General features: G+C 75.3%; 17 protein-coding genes and 1 rRNA gene. 4 read left to right on the forward strand and 14 right to left on the reverse strand.

Translation table 11 applies throughout. The features are described 5' to 3' along the window. Positions 1-35: 35 nt before the first annotated feature. The 3 genes from ACWGB8_RS09740 to ACWGB8_RS09750 all read right to left on the reverse strand — a co-directional run bounded on the left by ACWGB8_RS09740 (position 36) and on the right by ACWGB8_RS09750 (position 5,459). Positions 36-1,478 (reverse strand): aldehyde dehydrogenase family protein, encoded by a 1,443-nt coding sequence (locus ACWGB8_RS09740; protein ID WP_452211958.1) that lies wholly within the window; start codon positions 1,476-1,478, stop codon positions 36-38. A gap of 229 nt (positions 1,479-1,707) precedes the next feature. Beyond that, a complete protein-coding gene (locus tag ACWGB8_RS09745) occupies positions 1,708-3,273 on the reverse strand; it encodes a PucR family transcriptional regulator (RefSeq protein WP_452211960.1) in 1,566 nt (521 codons plus the stop codon). A gap of 167 nt (positions 3,274-3,440) precedes the next feature. Next, the gene (locus ACWGB8_RS09750; protein WP_452211962.1) at positions 3,441-5,459 is read right to left on the reverse strand and encodes an ATP-binding protein; all 2,019 of its coding nucleotides are present in this window, start codon (positions 5,457-5,459) and stop codon (positions 3,441-3,443) included. Positions 5,460-5,759: 300 nt separating this feature from the next. Here ACWGB8_RS09750 and gabT point away from each other — a divergent pair, with 300 nt between their 5' ends. Further along, on the forward strand, positions 5,760-7,100 hold the full coding sequence (gene gabT, locus ACWGB8_RS09755) for a 4-aminobutyrate--2-oxoglutarate transaminase (protein ID WP_452211964.1): 1,341 nt from the start codon (positions 5,760-5,762) through the stop codon (positions 7,098-7,100). Between the two features lie 415 nt (positions 7,101-7,515). Then, a complete protein-coding gene (locus ACWGB8_RS09760; RefSeq protein WP_452211966.1) occupies positions 7,516-8,259 on the forward strand; it encodes a phosphatase PAP2 family protein in 744 nt (247 codons plus the stop codon). Between the two features lie 19 nt (positions 8,260-8,278). Here ACWGB8_RS09760 and ACWGB8_RS09765 read toward each other — a convergent pair whose 3' ends face one another. Continuing rightward, positions 8,279-8,617: a DUF2218 domain-containing protein gene (locus tag ACWGB8_RS09765; protein ID WP_452211968.1), complete on the reverse strand. Its 339-nt coding sequence runs from the start codon at positions 8,615-8,617 to the stop codon at positions 8,279-8,281. Positions 8,618-8,773: 156 nt separating this feature from the next. On the opposite strand from ACWGB8_RS09765, the gene ACWGB8_RS09770 reads away from it, so the two are divergent. Continuing rightward, positions 8,774-9,373, forward strand: a complete 600-nt coding sequence (locus tag ACWGB8_RS09770; protein ID WP_452211970.1) for a MarR family winged helix-turn-helix transcriptional regulator — start codon at positions 8,774-8,776, stop codon at positions 9,371-9,373. Here the strand turns inward: ACWGB8_RS09770 and ACWGB8_RS09775 are convergent. Continuing rightward, on the reverse strand, positions 9,264-10,205 hold the full coding sequence (locus tag ACWGB8_RS09775; protein WP_452211989.1) for an EamA family transporter: 942 nt from the start codon (positions 10,203-10,205) through the stop codon (positions 9,264-9,266). The two genes, ACWGB8_RS09770 and ACWGB8_RS09775, sit on opposite strands and share 110 nt — an antisense overlap. A 106-nt stretch (positions 10,206-10,311) precedes the next feature. Between ACWGB8_RS09775 and ACWGB8_RS09780 the strand changes: the two genes are divergently transcribed. Continuing rightward, a complete protein-coding gene (locus tag ACWGB8_RS09780; protein WP_452211972.1) occupies positions 10,312-11,211 on the forward strand; it encodes a LysR family transcriptional regulator in 900 nt (299 codons plus the stop codon). 122 nt (positions 11,212-11,333) lie between these two features. On the opposite strand, the gene ACWGB8_RS09785 is transcribed toward ACWGB8_RS09780, so the two are convergent. The 9 genes from ACWGB8_RS09785 to rrf all read right to left on the reverse strand — a co-directional run. Then, positions 11,334-12,089 (reverse strand): ZIP family metal transporter, encoded by a 756-nt coding sequence (locus ACWGB8_RS09785; protein ID WP_452211991.1) that lies wholly within the window; start codon positions 12,087-12,089, stop codon positions 11,334-11,336. Positions 12,090-12,312: 223 nt separating this feature from the next. Next, positions 12,313-13,944, reverse strand: a complete 1,632-nt coding sequence (locus ACWGB8_RS09790) for a restriction endonuclease (RefSeq protein WP_452211974.1) — start codon at positions 13,942-13,944, stop codon at positions 12,313-12,315. 116 nt (positions 13,945-14,060) lie between these two features. After that, positions 14,061-15,878: a hypothetical protein gene (locus ACWGB8_RS09795; protein ID WP_452211976.1), complete on the reverse strand. Its 1,818-nt coding sequence runs from the start codon at positions 15,876-15,878 to the stop codon at positions 14,061-14,063. A 227-nt stretch (positions 15,879-16,105) separates the two neighbouring features. Continuing rightward, on the reverse strand, positions 16,106-16,762 hold the full coding sequence (locus tag ACWGB8_RS09800) for a YigZ family protein (protein WP_452211978.1): 657 nt from the start codon (positions 16,760-16,762) through the stop codon (positions 16,106-16,108). A 265-nt stretch (positions 16,763-17,027) separates the two neighbouring features. Next, positions 17,028-18,317 carry a DUF6986 family protein gene (locus ACWGB8_RS09805; RefSeq protein ID WP_452211980.1) on the reverse strand — a complete coding sequence of 430 codons (1,290 nt, stop codon included), beginning with the start codon at positions 18,315-18,317 and terminating at the stop codon, positions 17,028-17,030. A gap of 115 nt (positions 18,318-18,432) precedes the next feature. Then, positions 18,433-20,061, reverse strand: a complete 1,629-nt coding sequence (locus ACWGB8_RS09810; protein WP_452211982.1) for a DUF2637 domain-containing protein — start codon at positions 20,059-20,061, stop codon at positions 18,433-18,435. 222 nt (positions 20,062-20,283) lie between these two features. Next, positions 20,284-20,949 (reverse strand): response regulator transcription factor, encoded by a 666-nt coding sequence (locus tag ACWGB8_RS09815; protein ID WP_452211984.1) that lies wholly within the window; start codon positions 20,947-20,949, stop codon positions 20,284-20,286. After that, complete coding sequence (locus tag ACWGB8_RS09820; RefSeq protein ID WP_452211986.1) at positions 20,901-22,310, reverse strand: sensor histidine kinase; 1,410 nt, start codon at positions 22,308-22,310, stop codon at positions 20,901-20,903. Before ACWGB8_RS09820 ends, ACWGB8_RS09815 begins: the two co-directional genes overlap by 49 nt. 231 nt (positions 22,311-22,541) lie before the next feature. After that, positions 22,542-22,628 (reverse strand): 5S ribosomal RNA (rrf, locus tag ACWGB8_RS09825); the annotation flags it as partial.

Genomic DNA, 22,628 nt, shown 5'->3' on the forward strand with positions numbered 1-22,628 from the left:
CACCCCCCTGGATGCCGGGCTCCCGTCCGCGGGTCTCAGAGGTCGAGGCCGGTGAGGACCATGACCTTCTCGACGGTGTAGTCGTCCATGGCGTACTTGACGCCCTCGCGGCCGACCCCGGAGTCCTTGACGCCGCCGTACGGCATCTGGTCGGCGCGGTACGAGGGGGCGTCGCCGATGATCACGCCGCCGACCTCCAGCTCCCGGTGGGCGCGGAAGGCGGTCTGCAGGTCGCGGGTGAAGACACCGGCCTGCAGACCGAACGGCGAGTCGTTGACGGCGGCGAAGGCCTCGTCGGTGCCGTCCACCTTGTGCAGCGACAGGACCGGGCCGAAGACCTCGCAGGTCGCCAGGATCGCATCGGCCGGCAGCTCGGCCAGCACGGTCGGCGCGTAGGTCGCGCCCTCGCGGGTGCCGCCGGTGAGCAGCTTGGCGCCCTTGGCGACGGCGTCGTCCACCCAGGACTCCACCCGCTTCGCGGCGTTCTCGTCGACCAGCGGGCCGACGTCGGTGGCGTCGTCGTTCGGGTCGCCGGTCACCTGGGCCTGCACCTTGGCGACGACCTTCTCCACCAGCACGTCGTAGACGGACGCGTCGGCGACGACCCGCTGCACCGAGATGCAGGACTGGCCGCCCTGGTAGTTGGCGAACATCGCGATCCGGGTGGCCGCCCAGTCGAGGTCCGCCTCGGAGGACCAGTCGGCGAGCACCACGGCCGCGGCGTTGCCGCCGAGCTCCAGGGTGGTGTGCTTGCGCGGCACCGAGTCCATGATCTGGTAGCCGACCTTGTCCGAACCCGTGAAGGAGATCACCGGCAGGCGCCCGTCCTGCACCAGGGCGGGCATCCGGTCGTTCGGCACCGGCAGGACGCTCCAGGAGCCGGCCGGCAGGTCGGTCTCGGCCAGGATCTCGCCCAGCACCATCGCGGAGAGCGGGGTCGCCGGGGCCGGCTTGAGGATGATCGGGGCGCCGACCGCGATCGCCGGGGCGACCTTGTGGGCGACCAGGTTCAGCGGGAAGTTGAACGGGGCGATTCCGAGCACCACACCGCGCGGGAAGCGGCGCACCAGCGCGAAGCGGCCCACGCCGCCCGGGTCGGTGTCCAGGCGCATGGTCTCGCCGTTGGTGCGGCGGGCCTCCTCGGCCGCCCAGCGGAACACCGAGACGGCACGGCCGACCTCGCCGCGGGCCCACTTGATCGGCTTGCCGTTCTCGGCGGTGATCAGCCGGGCGATCTCCTCGGTGCGCTCGGCCAGGCGCTTGGCGACGTGGTCCAGCGCGGCGGCGCGCACGTGCGCGGGGGTCGCGGCGAACACCGGCAGGGCGGCGACGGCGGCGTCCAGCGCCTCCTCGACCTGGGCCTCGGTGGGGATGCTCACCTTGCCGACCAGACGGCCGTCCCAGCTGTTGTGCACCTCGAAGTCGGCGTCGCCGCTCGCCCGGCGACCGGCCAACCAGAACTCGTACGTGGTGGTCACGGTGGGTACCGGCCCTCTCCTCGTCGTCTCCGGCCCCACGTCTGCGGAGCCTCAGTCGAGAGTAGGGGCGGCGACGCGCCGACCGGATTGGACGCGGCGTAGCGTTCGCCCGGGCGGCCACTCCATCCCGTCCAGCGGGACGGAGCGGCCCGGCGGGACGGACCGGCGGGGCGGGGCGGCGTTCGCTGCGTTGTCCGGCCATCCGGCCGAACGGCTCAGCGGCGCCCCGTCACTCCTCGCCCGAACGCAGGGCCAGCCAGAGCTCCATCCGGACGTCCGTGTCGTCCAGCGAACGCCCGAGCAGCTCCTCCACCCGGCGCATCCGGTAGCGCAGGGTGTGCCGGTGGACGCCCAGGTCCGCCGCGGCGGCGTCCCACTGGCCGTGCCGCGACAGCCACGCCCGCAGCGAGGCCACCAGATCGCCGCGCGCCGTGCGGTCGTGCTCCCGCAGCGGACGCAGCAGCCCCTCGGCGAACGCCGTCACGGCCTCCTCGCCGAGCAGCGGCAGCAGCGAGCCCGCACCGACCTCCTCGTGGTCCACCGAACGGCGGCCGCCGCGCAGCGCCACCGCGAGAGCCCGCTCGGCCTGCGCGAACGCCGTACCGGACTCGTCCAGCGCGGCCGGCGCGGAGACGCCCAGCGACACGCCCTCGTGCTCCTCCACCGCCCCCAGACAGGCCCGGTGCACCGCACCGTTGTCCAGCGCCAGCACCATCAGCCGCGGACCGTGCGGCCCCTCCTCCCGCGCGACCAGCAGCTTCTCGCCCACCCGGGCACCCGCCTGCTCCGCCCGGTCGCCCAGCTCGCCGAGCGCCTCGGCGGAGTCCACGCCCTGCCCGGCGCCCGCCACCATGACCCGTATCGTCCCCTCCGGCAGGCCGCCGAACAGCCCGGCCGCGACCTGCCGGGCGGTCGCCACCTCACCGGCCAGCACCATCCGCAGCAGCGCCGCGCCCATCCGCTCCTCGGCCTGCCGCAGCTCGCGCGAGCGCTCCAGGGTCAGCGTCAGCAGCGCCACCGCCGCGTTCAGCACGTAGCGCTCGGTCGGGGTGATGCGGTCCTCTGTACCGACCGCGAGGAAGCCCCGGGCCCGGCGGTCCGCCCCTAGCGACTGGACCACCACATAGTCCTCGTCCGCCGTGTCTATCCCCGGCGAACGGCCCTGCAGCGCGGCGCTCGACGGCGCCGGACGCCGGCGCAGCCGGTCCACCTCGGCCGCCAGCCGACCCGCCCGGCGCGCCGCCCAGTCCGGCGCCACCACCGACAGCGCACCCGAACCGTCGTACAGCGCCGCCCAGCCGCCCAGCCGGGCGGCCAGCCGGCGGACCACCGCCGTGGTGCCGTCCTTGCCCAGCGCGGCCCGGGTCAGCTCCTCCTGCGCCTCGAAACTGGTCGTCACCGCCTCGTACTGCTCGGCCGCCAGCGACGCCGACACCACCTTGCTGATCGCGATGAACGGCGTCGGCTCCGGCACCCGCAGCAGCGGCAGCCCGCGCTGCGCCGCCGCGTCCACCAGCGGCTGCGGCACCTCGGTGTGCGACAGGCCCACCCCCAGGCCCAGGCCCACCACGCCCGCGTCCGCCAGCCGGTGCACGTAGGCCTGCAGCTGCGCGGCGGTCCGGCCGAGCTTGATGCCGGTCGTCAGCAGCAGCTCGCCGCCCTCCAGGAACGGCGTCGGGTCGTCCAGCTCACTGGTGTGCACCCAGCGGACCGGCCGCTCCAAGTGGTCCGCACCGGCGAGGACCGTCAGATGGAGCGAGCTGTTGCGGACGACGGAGGCGAGTGTGGGGGGCATGGCACCTTCGGAGGGGACGACCTGGCCGCGCCGTTGCGGCCTGGCGAGGAGCGGGTTGCGGAACGGTTCGAGGGTTCTCCCCCACATTATGGACGCCCCGGACAACCGGCACTGCCGAATCCACCGCAGCGGCGATACGGGGGACGGCGGCGCGGGGACGGCGGCGTTCAGTCCCGGAGGTCCACCAGCAGCGGGGGCACCTGCTCGCCCGAGACCGCCGTCAGCGACACCACCGCGTGCCCCGCCGGCAGGCTGTGCGCGAGGTCCGACGGCGACCAGCGCACCCGCTCCACCTCCCGGGTGGTCACCGACTCGGTCTGCGCCGTCGTCCCCGACAGCGCCTTGCGCCCCACCCGCAGCGAACGGCGGAACAGCCCGCCCGAGGTGTCCGGGGTGTGCGTCACCGCCGTCTCCTGCACCAGGTGCGTCCCCCACGCCTCCGAGAACAGCTTGCCGTCCCACGGCGCGATCCCCGGGAACGCCATCCGGCAGCCGACCGCCCCGAACAGCGGCGCCCGCAGCGGCTCCGGCACGTCCACCAGGGTGCGCAGCAGCAGCACCGCACCCGCATGGGCCCCGCGCAGCCGCTGCAGCCCCCGCACCACATGCCCGTCCAGCGCCGCCGAGGCATCGTCCACCACCAGTCCCGCGAACAGCGAACGGTCCTCCCGGACCGCCGCCGCCTGCACGAACTGGCTCGTCAACAGCCTCGACAGCATCCGCGCCACCTCCGGGTGACTGCGCTCCGGCAGCTTCACCCGCACCCGCAGCGGATGGTCCAGCACCCGCATCGCGAACGGCGGACGGCCCGTCCCATCCGTCGCGAACACCCCCGCGAAGGCCGGCCGCTCCAGCAGCGCCAGCCGGTCCGCGAGCAGCGCCCCCGGATCGTCCGCCCGGCCGCGCTGGCGCTCCCGGTGCTCCAGGTCCCGCTCGTACACCGCCAGCCGGCCCGCCGCACGCAGCGCCTTCACCAACTCCTCCAGCGCCTCCGGCTCCCCCGCCAGCAGCGCCCGCAACTCGCCCACCCCCGGGTAGCGGCCGTGCGCCGCCCGGAACGGGCCGACCACCTGCTGCGCCGCCGTCCGGGCGCTCTCCGCCCGGGGCGCCAGCTCGTCCGGCAGCAGCGCCTCCGCCAACCGGGCCGCCGCCTCGTCGGGGTCCCGCGCCGCGCCGTACAGGTCCAGGCCGTACACCGAGGCCGGGTCGCCCGGCGCGATCACCACGTCGTACCAGGCGTCCGGCCCGAGGTCCGCGTCGGCCGCGCCGATCACCACCGCGCACGCCGTGCCCGCCAGCGCCTGCAGGCAGAACGCCTCGGCCACCGGCCGGGCCAGCCGCACCGTCTTGCCCGTCCCGGCCGGGCCGACCGCCAGCAGCGACGTCCCCAGCACCTCCGGGTCCAGCGCGAAGCCCGCCGCCCGGTGCGACAGCGGGTTCTTCGGCACGTCCTGCGCCGTCCCCAGCCGCACCTGGCGCACCAGCAGGTCGTGCCGCCCCGCCCGGCCCGGCAGATCGCGTGCCTCCGACGGGTGCGCGCACGCCGCGGCGCCGCGCTCCACCACCTGCGCCACGAACGCCGGCACGAACGCCGGATCGGCCTGCGCCGACTCCCACGCCCGCTGGATCCGCACGTAGTCGACGTCCCCCACGGCCTCCCCGTCCAGCCGCCCCGCAGCCACCCCGGCCCCCCCACCCCGCAACCCGCCCCAGGGGTCGAACGGCCGTGCCACCTCGACGTGCGTCTCGCCCACGGCCGGCGCCTGCTCGGTCACCGCCCGCGACAGCAGCGGCGTCGCGTACCGGCGCCACACCTCCAGCCAGCGACCCATCCGGCCGAAGACCTTGATCACGACCGCCAGCACCGCGGCGTTGGCGACCAGCAGGGTGATCATCGCCTCGGACTCGGACGGGTCGGCGAGCGGCCCGATCCCGGCCTGTTGGCCGAACCAGACCAGGATGTAGGTGGTCAGCTGCGTGCCGTACAGATAGGCCAGCCACCCCACCACCAGGTTGAGCACGGCTCTGAGCAGCAGCGGGCCGGCCGGGACCTTGGCGGCTTCGGCGCGGTCGGGGTCGAGCGGGCGGTGGCCCTGGCGGTAGATGCCCGGGGCGGCGGCGGGGCGGGGTGCGGCGGCCCAGGCGGGCAGGTCGAAGGGGAGGGGGCGCGGGCGTTGGTGGGGCATGGCCGCAGGGGGTGTCGCGGTGGTCCGTTCGCCGTGTCCGTGTGCCCCGTCCAGTGCCATGTACGGCCCCGCTCCCTCGCCCGCCCGCCCCGACCGTCCGTCGGTGCCGCCATACCCATGCCGCCGCACCGGCGACACGCCCGCGCTCAATGTAGTGGAGCGGGACCTGGGGGTAGCCGTGCCACCCGGTCTGGCCGAGCCGGACAAGTCGGACGGCGCAGTGCTACCGAGTGGCGCATGCCCGGCCGGGGAGGGCGGCCGTAGCCTGCGAGAACCGAGTCGAGAAGTCTGGAGAACCCCATGAGCGCCGTATCGCCGCTCCCGCAGGAGCGCCGCCTGGTCACCGCGATCCCCGGCCCGAAGTCGCAGGAGCTGCAGGCCCGCAAGCTGGGTGCGGTGGCGGCCGGTGTCGGCACCACGCTGCCGGTGTACGTCTCCCGTGCCAACGGCGGCGTGCTGGAGGACGTGGACGGCAACTCGCTGATCGACTTCGGTTCCGGCATCGCCGTGACCAATGTCGGCAACAGCGCCGAGGCCGTGGTGGCCAAGGCGTCGGAGCAGCTCGCCGCCTTCACCCACACCTGTTTCATGGTGACCCCGTACGAGGGCTACGTGGCCGTGGCCGAGCAGCTCAACGAGCTGACCCCGGGCGACCACGAGAAGCGCACCGCGCTGTTCAACTCGGGTGCCGAGGCCGTCGAGAACGCGGTGAAGATCGCCCGCGCGTACACCAAGCGGACCGCCGTCGTGGTGTTCGACCACGGCTACCACGGCCGCACCAACCTGACCATGGGCCTGACGGCGAAGAACATGCCGTACAAGCAGGGCTTCGGTCCGTTCGCGCCGGAGATCTACCGGGTCCCGGTCGCGTACCCGTACCGCTGGCTGACCGGTGCGGAGAACTGCGCCGCCGAGGCCGCCGCCCAGGCGATCGACATGATCAACAAGCAGATCGGCGCCGACAACGTCGCGGCGATCATCATCGAGCCGATCCAGGGCGAGGGCGGCTTCATCGAGCCGGCCAAGGGCTTCCTGCCGGCGATCGTGGAGTACGCGAAGGCCAACGGCATCGTGTTCGTCGCGGACGAGATCCAGACCGGCTTCTGCCGCACCGGCCAGTGGTTCGCCTGTGACGACGAGGGCATCGTCCCGGACCTCATCACCACCGCGAAGGGCATCGCCGGCGGTCTGCCGCTGGCCGCGGTGACCGGCCGCGCCGAGATCATGGACGCCGCGCACGCGGGCGGCCTGGGCGGCACCTACGGCGGCAACCCGGTGGCCTGCGCCGCCGCGCTGGGCTCCATCGAGACGATGAAGGAGCAGGACCTCAACGGCAAGGCGCAGCGGATCGGCGAGATCATGCTGGGCCGCCTGCGGGCGATGCAGGAGAAGTTCGAGATCATCGGCGAGGTCCGCGGTCGCGGCGCGATGGTCGCGGTCGAGCTGGTGAAGCCGGGCGGCAAGGAGCCGAACGCGGAGGCCGCGGGCGCGATCGCGAAGGCCTGCCACGCGCAGGGCCTGGTGGTGCTGACCGCCGGCACCTACGGCAACGTGCTGCGCTTCCTGCCGCCGCTGGTGATGCCGGAGCACCTGCTGAACGAGGGTCTGGACATCCTGGACAGTGCCTTCGCGGGCGTCTGATCCGACTCCCCCCACCGGCTCCGGATGCTTCCGGACAGCGCCGTTCGGCCCGGTCCCCCCGCGGGGGCCGGGCCGTTCGGTCGTGTGCGTGGGGGTTGCCCGGCCCGGGGTGAAGATGCTGTGCGGAATCGCTGAAGCTCCCCGGCCGGACAAGTCGGTTGACGTAGTGTCATGACGGATGGACAGCGAGCCCCGAGCATCGGCGGAACCGTCCGCGGCGCCGCCCGGCAGGGCGGGTCCGCGACCCGCCCGCGAGGACAACCAGGCCGCCCCGGCAGGGACGGCACATACCGAAGGCCGATCGACCGACCGTCCGACCCACACCCCCCGGGGCGCGCGGAACGGCGATCATCCCGGCCGCCCCGGAGCTCTCCCCCCTGCTCCGGGGCGGCAACTTCGCGTTCCGGGACGGGCGGTGCACCCGGCGGCCCTGCCGGTGCTGCTGGCGGCGGTCCTGGTGCTGGTGTCCTGGCAGGTCGCGGTGGACGGGCCGCTGCTGGGGCTGGACCGCTGGGTGCGGCACGCGGTGCTGGAGTCCCGCCACTGGCTGCAGAGCAGGCTGCTGAACCACCTGGGCAAGGCACTGTCGGACCTCGGCGGCTCGGTGCCGGCCGTCCCGGTGCTGCTGGGCGGCGGCGGGCTGGCCGCGTGGCGGTCGCGCCGGGCCTGCCGCCGGCGTTGGTGGCTCCCGCTGCCGGTGGCGGTGGCGGCGACCGCGGCGATCCCGCTACTGGTCGTCCCGGCGAAGGCGTGGTTCGGCCGGCCGGGACCGTTCGGGCTGCCGCTGTCGGCCGACCAGTGGGGCTGGTACCCGTCGGGCCACACCGTGACGGCCACTATCGGGTACGGCGTCGCGGCGCTGCTGCTGGGCCGGACGGCGGCGCCCCGGGTGCGCGCCCGGCTGCACGGTGCGGCGGCGGCGCTCGCGGCGGGCGTGGGCCTGGGCCTGGTCTGGAGCGACTACCACTGGCTGCTGGACGTGGTGGCGGGCTGGTGCCTGGCCGGGCTGCTGTTGTGGGCGCTCGTCCGGTGGTTGCCGCGGGACCCCGGCGGGGCCGGTTCCGGCAGCGCCGACGCCGACGGTGCCGCCGCCGATGGTGCCGGTCCCGGCGGAACCGACCCGGCCGGGGCCCGCTCCGGCGGGGGCGCCGTCCGCTGAGGGGCGACCCGGCCGGGGCTCAGGACTCCGCGGGGTCCTCCTCGTTGCGCTGGACGAGGCCGGCCTCACCGTTGTCGCGCTGCCAGGCGACCACGAGTTCGTCGCGGCTGCCGAAGCGCACCAGGTGGCGGCCGACGACGTCCTCCAGCCCGGGCAGGTGCTCGGCGTCGCCCTCGACGGCCAGCAGCAGGGCGCCGGGTTCGGCGGTCAGGGTGGCGGTGCCGGCGCCGAAGGTGAGGGTGCCGCGGCCGGTCTCCTCGGACCAGTGGGCCTCGATCTTGCGGCCCATGTGGGCGGCGAGCTGCTTGGCGTAGCGGGCGGGGCGGTCGGTGGCGACGCGGGCTTCGGAACGGGACACGGGTCCTCCAGGGTCGGGGAGGGCACTTAGGGTGACCTCACTCGGGGCTACGCTAACGCGAATACTGAGCCTGGCTCAACAAATTTCGACCACGGCTCCGGGGGCTGCTCCGACCGGCCGATACCCTGGGTCGAACACCTGCCGAGGAGAGCCGCCATGACCACCACGCCGACCGACGACGCGGCGGACTCCTCCCCCGGCTCCCCCGGTTCCCCCGCCCCGGCCGACCCGGGCGCCGAGGCCCAGGCCGCCCCGGCAGCACCGGCCTCCCAGGAGACCTCCGCCGAACTCGCGGACGCGATGACCCGGGCCATGAAGCGCATCCGCCGCCGCACCAGCGAGCGGCTGGAGCCGTACGGGATCACCCCCGGCCAGGGCCGCGCGCTGCGGATGCTGGCGCACGCGCCGGGCTGCGAGTCGCCGGACCACCCGATGCGGCTGGGCGACCTCGCCGAACGGCTGCACATCGCACCCCGCTCGGCCACCACCGTGGTGGACGCCCTGGAGGAAGCCGGACTGGTCGAGCGCACCCCGGACCCGGCCGACCGGCGGGCGGTGCGGCTGGTGCTGACCGCGGCCGGCCGGTCGGCGGTGGACCGGATCGGGCAGGTCCGGTACGAGGTGGCGCAGGAGTACTTCGGGCCGGTCAGCCCCACCGAGCAGGAGGCGCTGCTGCGGGCGCTGCGGGCCGCGGAGGCCGCGTACGCGACCGGCGCGCCGCCGCGCCGGACCACACCCCCGGAGGCAGCGCGGTGATCCCGATCCCGGCGATCACCAGCAGCGCGGCGGCGGCGGAGAGCGGACCCACCGGCTCGCCGAGCAGCAGCCAGGCCGAGGCCATCCCGAACACCGGCACCAGCAGCGAGTAGGGCGCCACCGCCGTGGCGTCGTGGCTGCGCAGCAGGAAGCTCCACGCGACGAAGCCGAACAGGGTGGAGACCAGTCCGACGTATCCGATCGCGCCCAGGCCGGCCGGGGTGATCGAGCGCAGTGCCGCGAGGTCCGCGGAGGGCCCCTCGACCAGCAGCGAGAGCGCGAGCAGCGGCAGTGGCGGCACCGCGCTGACCCAGACCATCCAGCGCAGCGCGTCGGCGGGCGCGGCCCGGCGGGTCAGCACGTTGGACAGCCCCCAGGCCGCGGCGGAGGCGATGACCAGGACGAAGGCCCCGAGCGGTCCGCCGGTTCCGCGGTCGACGGCGGTGAGGCCGATGCCGGCGAAGGCGATCGCGAGTCCGGCCACCCGCTGCCGGCCCGGGCGCTCGCGTAGCAGGACGGCGGCGAACAGGGCGGTGAACACGGCCTGGCTCTGCAGGACCAGCGAGGAGAGCCCGGCGGGCATCCCGGCGTCCATGCCGAGGAAGAGCAGCCCGAACTTGACCACGCCGAGCGAGAGCCCGACCGCCAGGATCCACTTCCAGGCGACCTTCGGACGGCCGATGAAGAAGACCGCCGGGACCGCAACGACCGCGAAGCGCAGCGCGCAGAACAGCAGCGGCGGGAAGTTCTCCAGGCCGACGTGGATGAGCACGAAGTTGAGGCCCCAGACGGCCGCCACCAGGACGGCCAGGGCGATGTGACGTGGGGGCATGTCGCCGCTGGGGGCGGGCCGGTCGGTGGGCATGGTCCGAGCATCGCCGCAGCCGACCGTTCAGCACCAGCGATGAGTTCTGAAGGCCACGGTTTAGCATTGCTTCATGCTGGATCTGGGGCGCCTGCGCGCACTGCACGCGGTGGCGGTGCACGGCTCGGTCGGGCGGGCCGCGGCCGCACTGGGCTTCACGCCCTCGGCGGTCTCGCAGCAGATCGCCAAGCTGGAACGGGAGACCCGGACGGTGCTGCTGGAGCGCCGGGGCCGGGGCGTGGTGCTGACCGACGCGGCGCACGGACTCGCCGCCACCGCGCAGCACCTGCTCTCCCTGGTGGAGCAGGCCGAGGTACGCCTGGAGGAGCAGCGCGGTCGGGCGGTCGGGCGGCTGCTGGTCGCTTCCTTCGCCACCGGCGCCCGCGGGCTGCTGCCGGGCGCGCTGGCGGACCTGCGCGAGCGCTGCCCCGAACTGGACGTCCGACTGCTGGAGACCGACCCCTACCCGGCGGCCGAACTGGTCGCCCGCGGCGAGGTGGACCTCGCGGTGGTGCAGGACTGGCCGACCGTGCCGCTGCCGGTGCAGGACGGGCTCTCCCGGCTGGACCTCGGCGACGACCCGGTGGACCTGGTGCTGCCTGCCGAACACCCCCTGGCCGGTCTCGCCGTGGTGCCGGTGGGAGGCCTCCGCGGGCAGCGCTGGATCAGCGTGCCGCCGGGCAACATCTGCCACGACTGGCTGGTCCGGACCCTGCGCGAGGCCGGGGAGGAACCGGACGTCCGCTACCAGGTCGGCGAGTTCGAGACCCAGCTCGCCCTGATCGGGGCCGGGCTCGGGGTGGGTCTGGTGCCGCGGCTCGGGCGGGGGCCGCTGCCGCCCGGGGTGGTCGCCCGCCCGGTGGTGCCGGAGCCCAGCCGGCGGGTGTTCGCGCTCTGGCGCACCCAGGCCTCGCGGCGACCGGCGATCACCGCGGCGCTGGACGCGATCCGGGAGCGCTGGGACGCCCGCTGACGGGCGCCGGGGAACCAGGGAGCCGGGGAGCCAGGGAACCGGGGAACGGCGGGGCTGCGGCGGGGCCTCGACGAGCAGTGGGGAGCGCCGGGGAGCGGTCGGGGCCGCCGGGGAGCGCTGCCCTACTCGGCGAAGCCGATCACCAGCCACATGAAGCCCACCCCGGCGACGGTGCAGAGCAGGGTGCTGCGCGAGGGGTGCGGGCTGTGCGCCTCCGGGAGGATGTCGGAGGTCGCCAGGTAGAGCAGGAATCCGGCGAAGAATCCCAGGTAGAGGCCGAGGGCCTGCTCCGGGATGGTGAACAGCAGGGTGATCGCGGCACCGGTCACCGGGGCGAGGGCGTCCGCCGTCAGCAGGGCCAGCGCCCGCCGCCGGTCGTTCCCGTACAGCCGGGTGATCGTGTACGTGTTGAAGCCGTCCGCGAAGTCGTGGGCGACCACCGCGATGGCGACGACCGTACCGACGGTGCTGCCCGCCTGGAAGGCCGCGCCGATCGCGAAGCCGTCCATCAGGCTGTGCCCGACCAGTGCCAGTGCGGCGGTAAGCCCGACACCCTGGCTGCCGCTGCCGTGCTGGTGGCCATGGGTATGGGCGTGCGCGCCGTGGGCGGGCTGCTGGCCGTGGGTGTGCTCGGCGTACTCGTCCTCGTGGCCGCGGTGGATGGCCACCGCCCGTTCGACGATGTGGATGGTCAGGAATCCGGCCGCGAAGAGCAGCAGGGCCTGCGGGACGCCGTGCACCTCCTCGGGCGCCTGCTGGAGGGCCTCCGGGAGCAGGTCGAAGGCGACCACGCCGAGCATCAGGCCGGCGGCGAAGCCGAGCACCAGGTGGCGGCGGTCCCCGGTGTGCTGGGCGACCAGGCCCCCGAGCAGCGTCATCAGGAAGGCCCCGGCGGCCACCAGGATCGCGGTCACTGCGCCTCCCCCGTTCTCTGCCCCGTCCGCTGTCCCCTCCCGCAGCGGGGGTGTCCGGTCGCGCCCTTCCGGTCGTGCCGTCCAGCCTCGCGCCCGGGCCGCGGGGCCGCCCGCCGGGCGGGCCGACGGGGTGAGGCCGTCGGGGTGAAGCTCTCGGGCCGTCCGCGGGCGAATGTCCGCCGGTGCCTCAGCGGGCGGCGCCGAGCGGGAGCCCGAGGTGGGTGCGGGCGAGTTCGCGCACGCCGTCACCGTCGATCAGGTGGATGTGGCGGTGGCCCTCCTCGGCCGTCAGATCGAGGGCGCCGTCGCTGAACCGACCCGTCGTCAGGCGCAGCCCGCGGTCGGCGGCCTCCTCCCGGACCGCCTCGGCGAGCGTGCGGATCTCCTCCTCGGCGACCGGTTCCTCGGCCCGGGAGGCCCAGACCACCCAGCGGCCGGGCAGCGCGCTGCCGTCGGCGCCCTCACCGGTGGCGACCAGCCCGGCCGGGCCGCGCAGCCGCACGCTCCACTGCGCCAGACCGCCGCGGGTGAGCAGTTCCCGGACGAGCTGGGTGAACTCGTTGGCCGAGAGGTCCGCCGGGGCCGGCACGGTGGGGCCGGCCGCGGCGGCGGGTTCGACGGTGGCCGTGGCGTACGGGTCGGGGGTGACGGCGGCGCCGAGCTGGCGCAGCCGCACCAGGGCCTCGTCCTGTTCGGCGTCGGCGTAGATGCCGTCGCCGTCGCGCTCCTCGTACGGCGCGGCGGGCGGCAGCAGCCGGGTGCGGGCCAGGGCGTCGCGGTCGGCGTCGACGCTGACCAGGCAGAGCGGCTGCGTGCCGCCGGCCGGGCGCAGCCAGCCGTTGAGCACGACGCCGGCGAGTATCTCCTCGGTGTCGACGGCGTCCGCGGCCTGCAGGGCGCGCAGGGCGAGGCGGGCGACCAGCCGCAGGTAGTCGGTGGCCCGGTCGGCGGGCGGGCGCGGGACGGGCAGCGGTTCGCCGTCGGGGGCGAGGCGGAAGCCGCTGAGCGAGGGTACGAGGTCCAGCGGCGGCAGGTCGAGGTCGAGGACGGCCGTCCGGGTGAGCGGGCGGAACACCGCGCGGCAGGGGGTCGGGAGGTCCTGGGTGGCGGTCTCGGAGGCGGCCAGGGCCCGTTCCAGCAGCGATTCGACGGCGGCGGGCTCGGCCTGCCGGTAGGCGCGGCGGCACTCCTCCAGGCTGTCGTTGTACTCGCGGACGGCGCGTGCCCTGGCCTGTTCGGCGCGTTCGTGGGCCCGCCGGGTCTCGGCCGCGCCGGAACTGCCGGCCTCCTCCTGCCGGGTGCGCCACTCGCGCAGGGCGCGCTGGTGGGCGAGCCGGGCCGCGGCCAGTTCGCGCTGGTAGCCGGAGTCGAGCAGGCGGCGGGAGGGTCCGGCCTCCGGGTCGGTCTCCGGCGGGGTGGGCGGCGCGAAGTCCTCCCAGCGCGGCTCGGCCTCGCCCTCGGGCTCCTGGGTGCCGTCGGGGTAGGGCCGCGGCTCGTAGCTGCGCAGTTGGCTCTCGAAGTCCATGGCCGAGACCGGCAGGGCGGCCCGCCGCAGCAGGTCGGCCAGCCGGTCGTGCTCGGCCCGGACGGTGAGGGTGCGGTGGTGGACGAGGGCGGCGGCGCGGCCGTGCGCCGCCACCGCCTCGTCATCGGCGGGCCCGCCGGGGGGACCGGGCTCGGCCGGGCCGCCGGTCGGGCCCTCCGCCTCCCACCCCTCGGCCGGCTCGTCGACGCCGAGGTCACGGAAGACCGAGGCCAGGAAGCCCGGTTGGGGGACCGTGGCAGCGGTGTCGGCGCGGCCGTCTGCGGAGTGCTGCATCGGTGGTCGTTCCCCCATGCTCGTCGGGCACCTGCCCGGGGCGGCGGCCCGCAGCCCTGCGGCCGGCCCCTGCCGGACATTGTCCACCGAACGGGCGCACCGGTCAGCCAAGCCTCTCAGTTGGTCCGGGTGTTGGTCAGGTGCAGGCCGATGTAGCCGACATAGATCCGGCCACTACCGGAACAGTCGTCCAGGTAGTGCAGCCGGGGCGCGGTGCGCCCGCCGCCGATCCGCAGGTGCGCGCCCATGAAGGCCCGCCGGGACGCGTCCACGCAGGCGGGGACCGGCAGCATCCGCTCGCGCTTCCACTTGGTGTGGCTGAACACCGTCTGCGATTCGCCGCGCACCGCCTTGCGGGGCGGGAAGTGGTGGCAGCCGACCGGGGTCCGCTCGCACCACTGCTTGAAGTCGCCGCCGGCCTCGCCGCGGACGGCGGCCTCCGCGTACTCCTGCAGGGCCGTCAGCCCCTCCCAGGCGAGCCGGGCCCAGCCGGTGCCGGTGCACTGGAGTTCGTCCAGGGCCAGGGCGTTCTTCTGGTCGCCGGTGAAGGTCAGCAGCGGGAACTCGTCCATGCGGGCCATGAGCTCGGTGAACGTCCCGGGGACGCGCTCATCGCCCGTGGCGTCGGGGGCGAGCCCGGCCCGGCCGCGGGCCGACCGGCCGTACGCCGCACCGCCGGTCGGCGCGACCGGGGCACCCGGGGCGGCGGGCGGTGCGGGCACCGAGCAGAGCCGTCCGGCGAGGGCGCGCATCTGCGCGCCGACGTGGCGCAGCGCTCCGGGCTGCTCCTCGCTGTCGGGGGCCGGCCCGCGCTCGCGGCGGCGGGAGCGGTGCAGGCTGTGCCGGACCCGCTCCAGTTCGTCCGCCCGGGCCTGCTGCTCGGCGCGGTCCTGCTGCTCCTCGTGGGCGAGTACCGTCCGCTCGGCGGCGCCGTGCTCGTCGCCCCGGGCCGCCTCCGGCCTGGGCGGGGCGGGCGCCACCCGGAGCACCGGAACGGCGGCCAGCGGGGCGGGCAGCGGCTGCTCGGCGGCGAGCCGGCGCGGTTCGCGGGCCAGCAGTCCGGCGGCGCGGCGGACGTTCTCCTCTATCCGGTGCCGGGGCAGCACGGGGTGGCGGGCGCCGTCGTGCCGGGAGGCCGGGTCGACCTCGGGCAGGTACGTACGCACCGCGCCGCCGTACACGGTGTGGTACTCCAGGGCGACGTTGAACTCCATCCGGGCCGCGGGGTCGAGGACGTAGGCGGTGGCCAGGCCGGGGAGCTGATGGCAGAGCGGGCGGACGACGTCCGCGACCCAGCGGTCGACCCCGAGGTGCACCGGGACGCTGGCCACCACGGTGGGCAGGCGCCGCTCGGGGTCGCACAGCTCGTCGATCAGGTCGTCCACCTGGCCTGCGGTGACCACCCGGGGGGCGAGCTGGACGGCCGCCGGGCCGTCGCTGGCGTCGAGCAGGGGCAGCAGGGTGCGGGCCAGCTCGGGAACCGGCACCCGGCCGGGGGTGCGGACGCCGCTGCCGGTGAGGTGGGTCTCGGCCTCCAGCCGGACCCAGGTGGGGCCGTCGCTGCCGGTGGCTATCGTGAGCGTGAGCTGGTGGGTGCCGTGCGGGGCCGGCGTGCGCAGCCGGCGGCGGGCGTAGCGGCCGCTGCCTGCGCCGCCGCGCAGCGGGCCACTGTCCCGGTCGAGCAGGACGCGCTCGCCGAGCCGCAGCCGCTCGGCCGGGAGGCGCGGGGCGTCCGGCGGAGCGGACCGGTGGAGGTCCGGCGGCGGTTCCTCGCAGCCCTCCTCCTTCAGCCAGGCACCGAGGTGCTGGTCGGCGAGGGCGAGGGCCTCGCCGTGCGGGAGTGCGGTGGTGACGGTCATCCGGTAGGGCGTCGCGGGCCCCCGGGGGCCGGGTAGGTCGGCCTGGGCGGGCGACGAGGTGCGGTCTGAGGTCATGCGCTACCTCCGTGGTGCGGTGGTGGGGTGTGTCGTCCTCCATCGATGGGGTCATTCGTCCGGTTCGGCCGGATCCTTGCCCAGGAAACGCCGAGGCCCGGAGCGGAAGTTCCAACTCCGGGCAACGTCCATACGTTCGAGTGAATCTGCTCAAGCACCCGGCCGCGCGCCGCGGCCCCGGTCGGGCGGTCCGGTGGTAGGCCCGGAGCCGTCCCGCGGGGGCCCGGTCAGACCGGGACCTCCACGTACGTCCGGCCGGCCGCCACCGCAAGCGCCGTACCGCCGGTCGCCTCGGCCAGCCAGGTGTGGAAGGCCGCCGTCTCCGGCTCGGGCACCCCCACCTCGATCCGCACCCCGGCCGCCTCGTACGCAAGGCCGTTCACCGCGTAGCCGGCGGCGCGCAGGTCGTTCTCGACCCGCCCCGCCCGGGTGTGGTCGGCCGTCACCGCGAGCAGCGCGACCGGACGCCGCTCCAGCAGCCCGACCTCGTCGACGGCCGCCGAGACCGCGTTCCCGTACGCCCGGACCAGTCCGCCGGCGCCGAGCTTGATCCCGCCGAAGTAGCGGGTGACCACGGCCACCGTGTCGGTCAGCCCGCGCCTGCGCAGCACCTCCAGCATCGGCACGCCGGCCGTGCCGCCGGGCTCGCCGTCGTCGCTGGAGCGCTCCCGGCGCTGCTCGTCGCCGACCACGAAGGCGCTGCAGTTGTGCCGGGCGTCCCAGTACTGCTTGCGGATGCCAACGATGAACGCCTGGGCCTCCTCCTCGTCGGCGACCCGGCCGAGGTGGCAGATGAAGCGGGACTTCTTGATCTCGGTCTCGTGGCTGCCGTCCCGCCGGACGGTGAGGTACTGCCTGGGGGTCGGCTCCGGCGTGGCGGGCATGGCTGGACGTCTCTCCTGGGTCCGGGCGGCGGGCCGGCGCCGGGAACGACGGCGGCCGGCGGGGCGGCCGGGTCCGACCCGGTCCGCCCTGCCACCCTAACCCCGGGCCGGACGGGCCCCGGCCCGCTGCCCCGGACGGCCGCGACCCGCCCGGGGCAGGGGAGCCGGGGCGGGTCGCGAGTCGGAGGGGCAGGCCGTCGGAGCGGCAGCGCGTCGGAGGGGCAGCGGGCCGGAGGGCGTACCCAGTCGACGGGGGGCTGCGGGGTCAGCGGCCGGCGAGGGCGTCCAGCCGGGACCGGTCCAGGCCGGTCAGACCGGTGACCTCGGCGAGGTCCACCGCGCCGCAGTCCAGACCGCGCAGCACGTAGCCGCTGAGCGCCCGGGCGGTGGCCGGCTCGTCCATCACGTCGCCGCCGGCCTTGGCCACGTACGCGGCGAGCCGGGCCGCGGCGGCCTCCAGGCCCTCGCGGTAGAAGGAGTAGACGGCCGCGTAGCGGGTCGGCAGGTGCGCGGGGTGCATGTCCCAGCCCTGGTAGTAGGCGCGGGCCAGCGAGCGGCGGACCAGGTCGTGGTGGAGCTTCCAGGCGGCGTGCACCTGCTCGCGGGGGCCGGTCGGGATGACGTTGGTCGAGCCGTCCGACAGCCGCACGCCCGTCCCGGCGGCGGCCACCTGCATGACCGCCTTGGCGTGGTCGGCCACCGGGTGGTCCATGCTCTGGTAGGCCGCACCGACACCGCAGGCGGCGCTGTAGTCGAAGGTCCCGTAGTGCAGCCCGGTGGCCCGGCCCTCCGCGGCCTCGATCATCCGGGCGACGGTGGCCCGGCCGTCGGCGCCGAGGATCGCCTGGGTGGTCTCGATCTGGATCTCGAACCCGATCCGCCCCTGCGGCAGCCCGGCGCCGCGCTCGAAGTCGTCGAGCAGCCCGACCAGGGCGGTGACCTGCTCGGCGTACGTCACCTTGGGCAGGGTGAGCACCAGACCCTCGGGCAGGCCGCCCTGCGCCAGCAGGCCGGAGAGGAACAGCTCCAGGGTGCGGATGCCGCGGTCCCGGACGGCCGCCTCCATGCACTTGACGCGCACGCCGATGTACGGGGGCGCGCTGCCGTCGGCCACCGCGGCGGCGACCAGCTCGGCGGTCCGGACGGCGGCCGCGTCCTCCTCGGCGTCGGGGCGCGGGCCGTAGCCGTCCTCGAAGTCGATCCGCAGGTCCTCGACCGGCTCGCGCTCCAGCTTGGCGCGGACCCGGGCGTGCACGTCCGCCAGCAGCTCGCCGTCGGCCACCCCGAGGGCGCCGGCCAGTTCGGCCGGGGTGCCGGCGTGGGTGTCGAAGGCCTCCAACGCCTGGCGGCCCCAGCTGCGCACGGTGTCCTCGGCGAAGGCGTCGGCGGGCACGTACACGGTGTGGACCGGCTGGCGGCTCCCGGAGTCGCCCGGGTAGCGGCGGGCCAGGTCGGCGTCGACCGGCGCGAGCAGCGCGTCCACGGCGGCGCGGGCGGCAGGGGAGAACGACGCCCCGCCGGCCGGCCCGGTACCGTCCACCTCGACCTGCGACATCCGTACTCCTCCACGCCGGGCCGGCCCGTGGCGGGACGACACCTTCAACAAATTGTTGAGGTGAAGGTAAGCTCCGGCGTGGGCGGGCGTCAATGGCCGCCCACGCCGTGGGACCTCAGTCCCGGCCCGCGGAGACGTAGCGGTCGCGCAGCTCCGGGTACAGCTCGGCGACGTCCTTCGGGTGGACCGAGCCGTCCGGCAGGCTGCCGCTCATGCCGTACTGGTTGGTCAGCCACGCCGCGAGGCGCTGCGGGTCGGGCTGGTGGTCGAAGGTGTCGATGTAGGCCACCAGCGCCTCGAAGCAGAGGTCCGGGTCCAGCCGGGCGGCGCCGGCCCGCGGCTCGCGGCTCTGGGCCGGGCCCTCGGACTGCGGCTCGTCGCGGTGCACCGCCGACGGGCCCCCGGCGTACTGCTCCTCGCCGGCCCCGTCCGGGTACGGCCCGTCCGGCAGCTGCTCCTGCGGGTACGGCTCGTACGCCTGCTCGGCCGCGGACGCCGCCTGGGCGGCCGGAACCGGGCGCGGCTCCGCCTGCTGCGGACCGGCCGGACGCGGACCCGCGGCCTGCGGAGCACCGGGGCCCGCCGGTCGGGACCCGGTCTGCTGGGGGTCCGGCTGCTGGGGTCCGGCCTGCTCCGGGCCGGCCGGGCGCGGCGGCTTGAACCACGGCGACGCCTGGCCGGGCACCCGCGGAGCCTCGCCACCGGCCCGCGCGCGCTTCTCGGTCCAGACGTTCAGCTCCTCGCGCGGCGGCGCCGGTACCGGCTCCTCCGCGTCCGCCGGCTCCTGGTTGGTGCGCAGCCGCACCGCCGCGAGCTTGGCCAGCATCGGCACCGCCAGCTCGGGCGCCACCGCAGGGACGGCTGCCGCGGGCTGCGGTTCGGCAGCCACGGGGGCGGGCGCCGGCTGCGCGGCCTGCGCCACGGGCTGCTGCCCCTGCGGCTGCGGCGTCGGGGACTGCACCTGCGGCTGCGGCTGCCCGGCGGCCGGTATGGCCGCGGCGACCGTCCGGCCCTGTGGCAGTTCCTGCGCCTCGCGGGCCTCCTCGGCCGCCCGGGCGGGGCCGGCCTCGTCGTCCAGCCGGTCGAGCAGCGCCGGGTCCAGCGGCACGCCGAACTTGGCGAGCTTCAGCGGCAGCAGCGCCTGGATCGGCGCCGAGCGCCGCCAGCCGCGGCCGTAGCGGAAGCGCAGCTGGGCGCGGTAGACCAGCCGGTTCTGCTCCAGCCGGACGACCTCCTCGTAGGAGCGCAGCTCCCAGAGCTTCATCCGCCGCCAGAGCCGGAAGGTCGGCACCGGCGAGAGCACCCAGCGCATCAGGCGCACCGACTCCATGTGCCGGTCGGCGGTGATGTCCGCGATCCGGCCGACCGCGTGCCGCGAGGCCTCGATGACCACCACGAACAGCACCGGGATGACGGCGTGCATGCCCATCCCGAGCGCGTCGCCCCAGGAGGCCGCCGCGTTGAACGCGATGGTCGCCGCCGTCAGCAGCCAGGCCGTCTGCCGCAGCAGCGGGAACGGGATCCGCAGCCAGGTCAGGACCAGGTCGAGCGCCAGCAGGACGACGATGCCGGCGTCGACACCGATCGGGAAGGCGTAGGAGAAAGTGCCGAAACCTTTCTCCACCGCAAGATCGCGCACCGCGTTGTACGAACCCGCGAACCCGATGCCCGAGATCAGCACGGCGCCGGCCGCGACCACGCCGAGCAGCCCGCGATGGGCCTTGGTGAGGGATGGGCGTGCCATTGCGTCTATCAACCCCTGGATCTCGGCTGCTGCCGTGCCTCGGCTGCCGGTTCCCGCTGGTCGGGGCGCCGGACGGCTCAGCAACCTCCGGGCTCGGCCCACCGGAGTTTACTCGGACACCTGTTCAGCGTCGGCGCCGCCCGGGGTGTCACGCCATCAGCGGACCCACCCGGGGCGGCGGGCGACCCGCGGGCCGATCCGGCCGCCGCCCCGGGGCGACGGTCATCCGGCCTGCCCCGCCGTCCCGTTGAGGTACGCGAGCACCGCCAGCACCCGGCGGTTGGCGTCGTCCGCCGGGGACAGCTCCAGCTTGGTGAAGATGTTCGCGATGTGCTTGGCCACCGCCCCGTCGCTGACCACCAGCCGGGCGGCGATCGCCGAGTTGGAACAGCCCTCCGCCATCAGCTCCAGCACCTCGCGCTCGCGCGGCGACAGCCGCTGGATCGGCCCGGACCGCCGCGAGGAGGTCTGCAGCAGCTTGGCGATCACGTCCGGGTCCATCGCGGTGCCGCCCGCCGCCACCCGCCGCACCGCGTCGATGAACTGGTCGGCGTTGAAGACCCGGTCCTTCAGCAGGTATCCGATCCCGCCCGTGCCGTCCGCCAGCAACTCCCTCGCGTACAACTGCTGCACGTGCTGCGACAGCACCAGCACCGGCAGGCCCGGGATCTCCCGGCGCGCCCTGAGCGCCGCCTGCAGCCCCTCGTCGGTCAGCGTGGGCGGAAGCCGGACGTCGACCACGGCGACGTCCGGACGATGCGTCAGCAGCGCCTCCAGGAGCTCCGGACCGGTCTCGACCGCGGCCGCGATGGTGAATCCGTGCGCTTCCAGCAGCCGGATCAGGCCTTCTCGAAGGAGGTAGAGGTCCTCGGCGAGGACAACTCGCACGGCAGCTCCAAGGTGATGGTGGTCGGACCGCCCGACGTGCTGTCGATGGCGATGGCACCGTCGAAGGTACCCAATCGCCGCTCGATCCCGCGCAGCCCGCTCCCCCTGGTCGGATCGGCCACCCCGACCCCGTCATCCGTGACGGTGATCCGCAGCGTGCCCGCCCGGTACAGGATGTCCACCCACACCTGCTGCGCCTCCGAGTGCTTGGCCGCGTTGGCCAGCAGCTCGCAGATGCTGAAGTACGCCGCGGCCTCCACCGGCGCCGGCGGACGGTCCGGCAGGCTGACGCACACCTCGGTCGGCAGGGCGCTGTCCAGCGCCAGCGCCCGCACCGCGTCGCCCAGCCCGCGCTCCGCCAGCACCGGCGGGTGGATCCCCCGCACCAGGTCGCGCAGCTCCTGCAGCGCCCGCGCCGAGGACTGGCGGGCCTCCGAGAGCAGGTGGCGGGCCGCGGCCGGATCGGTGTCCATCAGGTGCTCGATGGTCCCGAGGGTCATGCCGATCGCCACCAGCCGCGCCTGCGCACCGTCGTGCAGGTCCCGTTCGATCCGCCGCAGCTCCGCCGCCTGGTTGCCGACCGCGTCCGCCCGGGTCTCGGTCAGCTGCGCCACCCGGCGGGTCAGCTGGGCGTGCGAGGCCCGCCAGTCCCGGTCCAGCACCCGCCGCGCCGCCTCCGCGTACAGCCGCACCGCGAACGGCGCCAGCGCCGTGCCGAGGGCGATCAGCGAGAGCCCGAGCGCACCCGTGACCAGCAGCGACACCACGTCGGACGGCACCGGCCCGAACGCCTGCATGCTCCCCGGAGCCATCGCCAGGCAGACCACCCCGCCCAGCAGCAGCCCGCCGATCGGCAGCACCAGCGCCGCCACCAGCGCCGGCCCGACCAGCAGCCAGGCCACCTCGGCCCGGGCCGCCCGGTCCCGCGCCGACCAGTGCAGCAGCTGCGCGAGCCGCGCCATCCCGTGCGAGCGGTGATAGGAGTAACCCGTCCACCAGTGCCCGCGCTCGTCCGCCTCCAGGGCCGGGCGCGGCGAGTACACCGGGGTGATCCGGATCCCGTACCAGCGCTCCAGCTGCCGGCGCGTCCGGTCGGCGCCGGGACGAACGAACAGGCCGGCCGTCGCGGCGCCCGCCAGAAAGCCCGCGACGGCGGCGAGCAGGGCCGCCGGGTAGAGGAATTCCAGGATCGACGCCACGGCCCCGCCCGCGAACAGCGCCGCGAGGACCGGCAGCACCACGGGCGGCACCGCGGTCACGCTCAGCACAGCCAGCCGGGCCAGCCCGCGCCCTCCGTTGGCGAGCGCCGCCTCCGTCTGGGCGCGCAGCGCCGATCCGCTCGTCCTGGTCGCTGTTGTCACGGGACACTCCTGAACCTCTGGCCGTTCCCGGCCTTTTCCACCACCTCCACCATGGTGCCTGCGCCGACCGCGGCGGGCACTGGCTGTCGGGCCCCGGTTCCAGGTGGTGCTAGGTCCACCCCCACCGGGGCCCTTTCCGCCTCCGCCCCGACGGGCGGGGCCGGGCCGGGCCGGGCCGGAAATGCGAAAAGCCCCGACCGGGGATCCCGGTCGGGGCTTTTCTGAATGATTGTTCGGCGGCGTCCTACTCTCCCACAGGGTCCCCCCTGCAGTACCATCGGCGCTGTGAGGCTTAGCTTCCGGGTTCGGAATGTAACC

Source organism: Kitasatospora sp. NPDC054939 (genome assembly GCF_053610105.1).

Excerpts from the sequence above, each read along its gene's own strand:
- ACWGB8_RS09810 (WP_452211982.1), bottom strand. The coding sequence starts at position 20,061 with ATGGCACGCCCATCCCTCACCAAGGCCCATCGCGGGCTGCTCGGCGTG.
- ACWGB8_RS09785 (WP_452211991.1), bottom strand. The coding sequence starts at position 12,089 with ATGACGCTGCTCGGGGGCCTGGTCGCCCAGCACACCGGGGACCGCCGC.
- ACWGB8_RS09750 (WP_452211962.1), bottom strand. The coding sequence starts at position 5,459 with ATGCCCCACCAACGCCCGCGCCCCCTCCCCTTCGACCTGCCCGCCTGG.
- gabT (WP_452211964.1), top strand. The coding sequence starts at position 5,760 with ATGAGCGCCGTATCGCCGCTCCCGCAGGAGCGCCGCCTGGTCACCGCG.
- ACWGB8_RS09795 (WP_452211976.1), bottom strand. The coding sequence starts at position 15,878 with ATGACCTCAGACCGCACCTCGTCGCCCGCCCAGGCCGACCTACCCGGC.
- ACWGB8_RS09805 (WP_452211980.1), bottom strand. The coding sequence starts at position 18,317 with ATGTCGCAGGTCGAGGTGGACGGTACCGGGCCGGCCGGCGGGGCGTCG.
- ACWGB8_RS09800 (WP_452211978.1), bottom strand. The coding sequence starts at position 16,762 with ATGCCCGCCACGCCGGAGCCGACCCCCAGGCAGTACCTCACCGTCCGG.
- ACWGB8_RS09775 (WP_452211989.1), bottom strand. The coding sequence starts at position 10,205 with ATGCCCCCACGTCACATCGCCCTGGCCGTCCTGGTGGCGGCCGTCTGG.
- ACWGB8_RS09780 (WP_452211972.1), top strand. The coding sequence starts at position 10,312 with ATGCTGGATCTGGGGCGCCTGCGCGCACTGCACGCGGTGGCGGTGCAC.
- ACWGB8_RS09745 (WP_452211960.1), bottom strand. The coding sequence starts at position 3,273 with ATGCCCCCCACACTCGCCTCCGTCGTCCGCAACAGCTCGCTCCATCTG.
- ACWGB8_RS09790 (WP_452211974.1), bottom strand. The coding sequence starts at position 13,944 with ATGCAGCACTCCGCAGACGGCCGCGCCGACACCGCTGCCACGGTCCCC.
- ACWGB8_RS09770 (WP_452211970.1), top strand. The coding sequence starts at position 8,774 with ATGACCACCACGCCGACCGACGACGCGGCGGACTCCTCCCCCGGCTCC.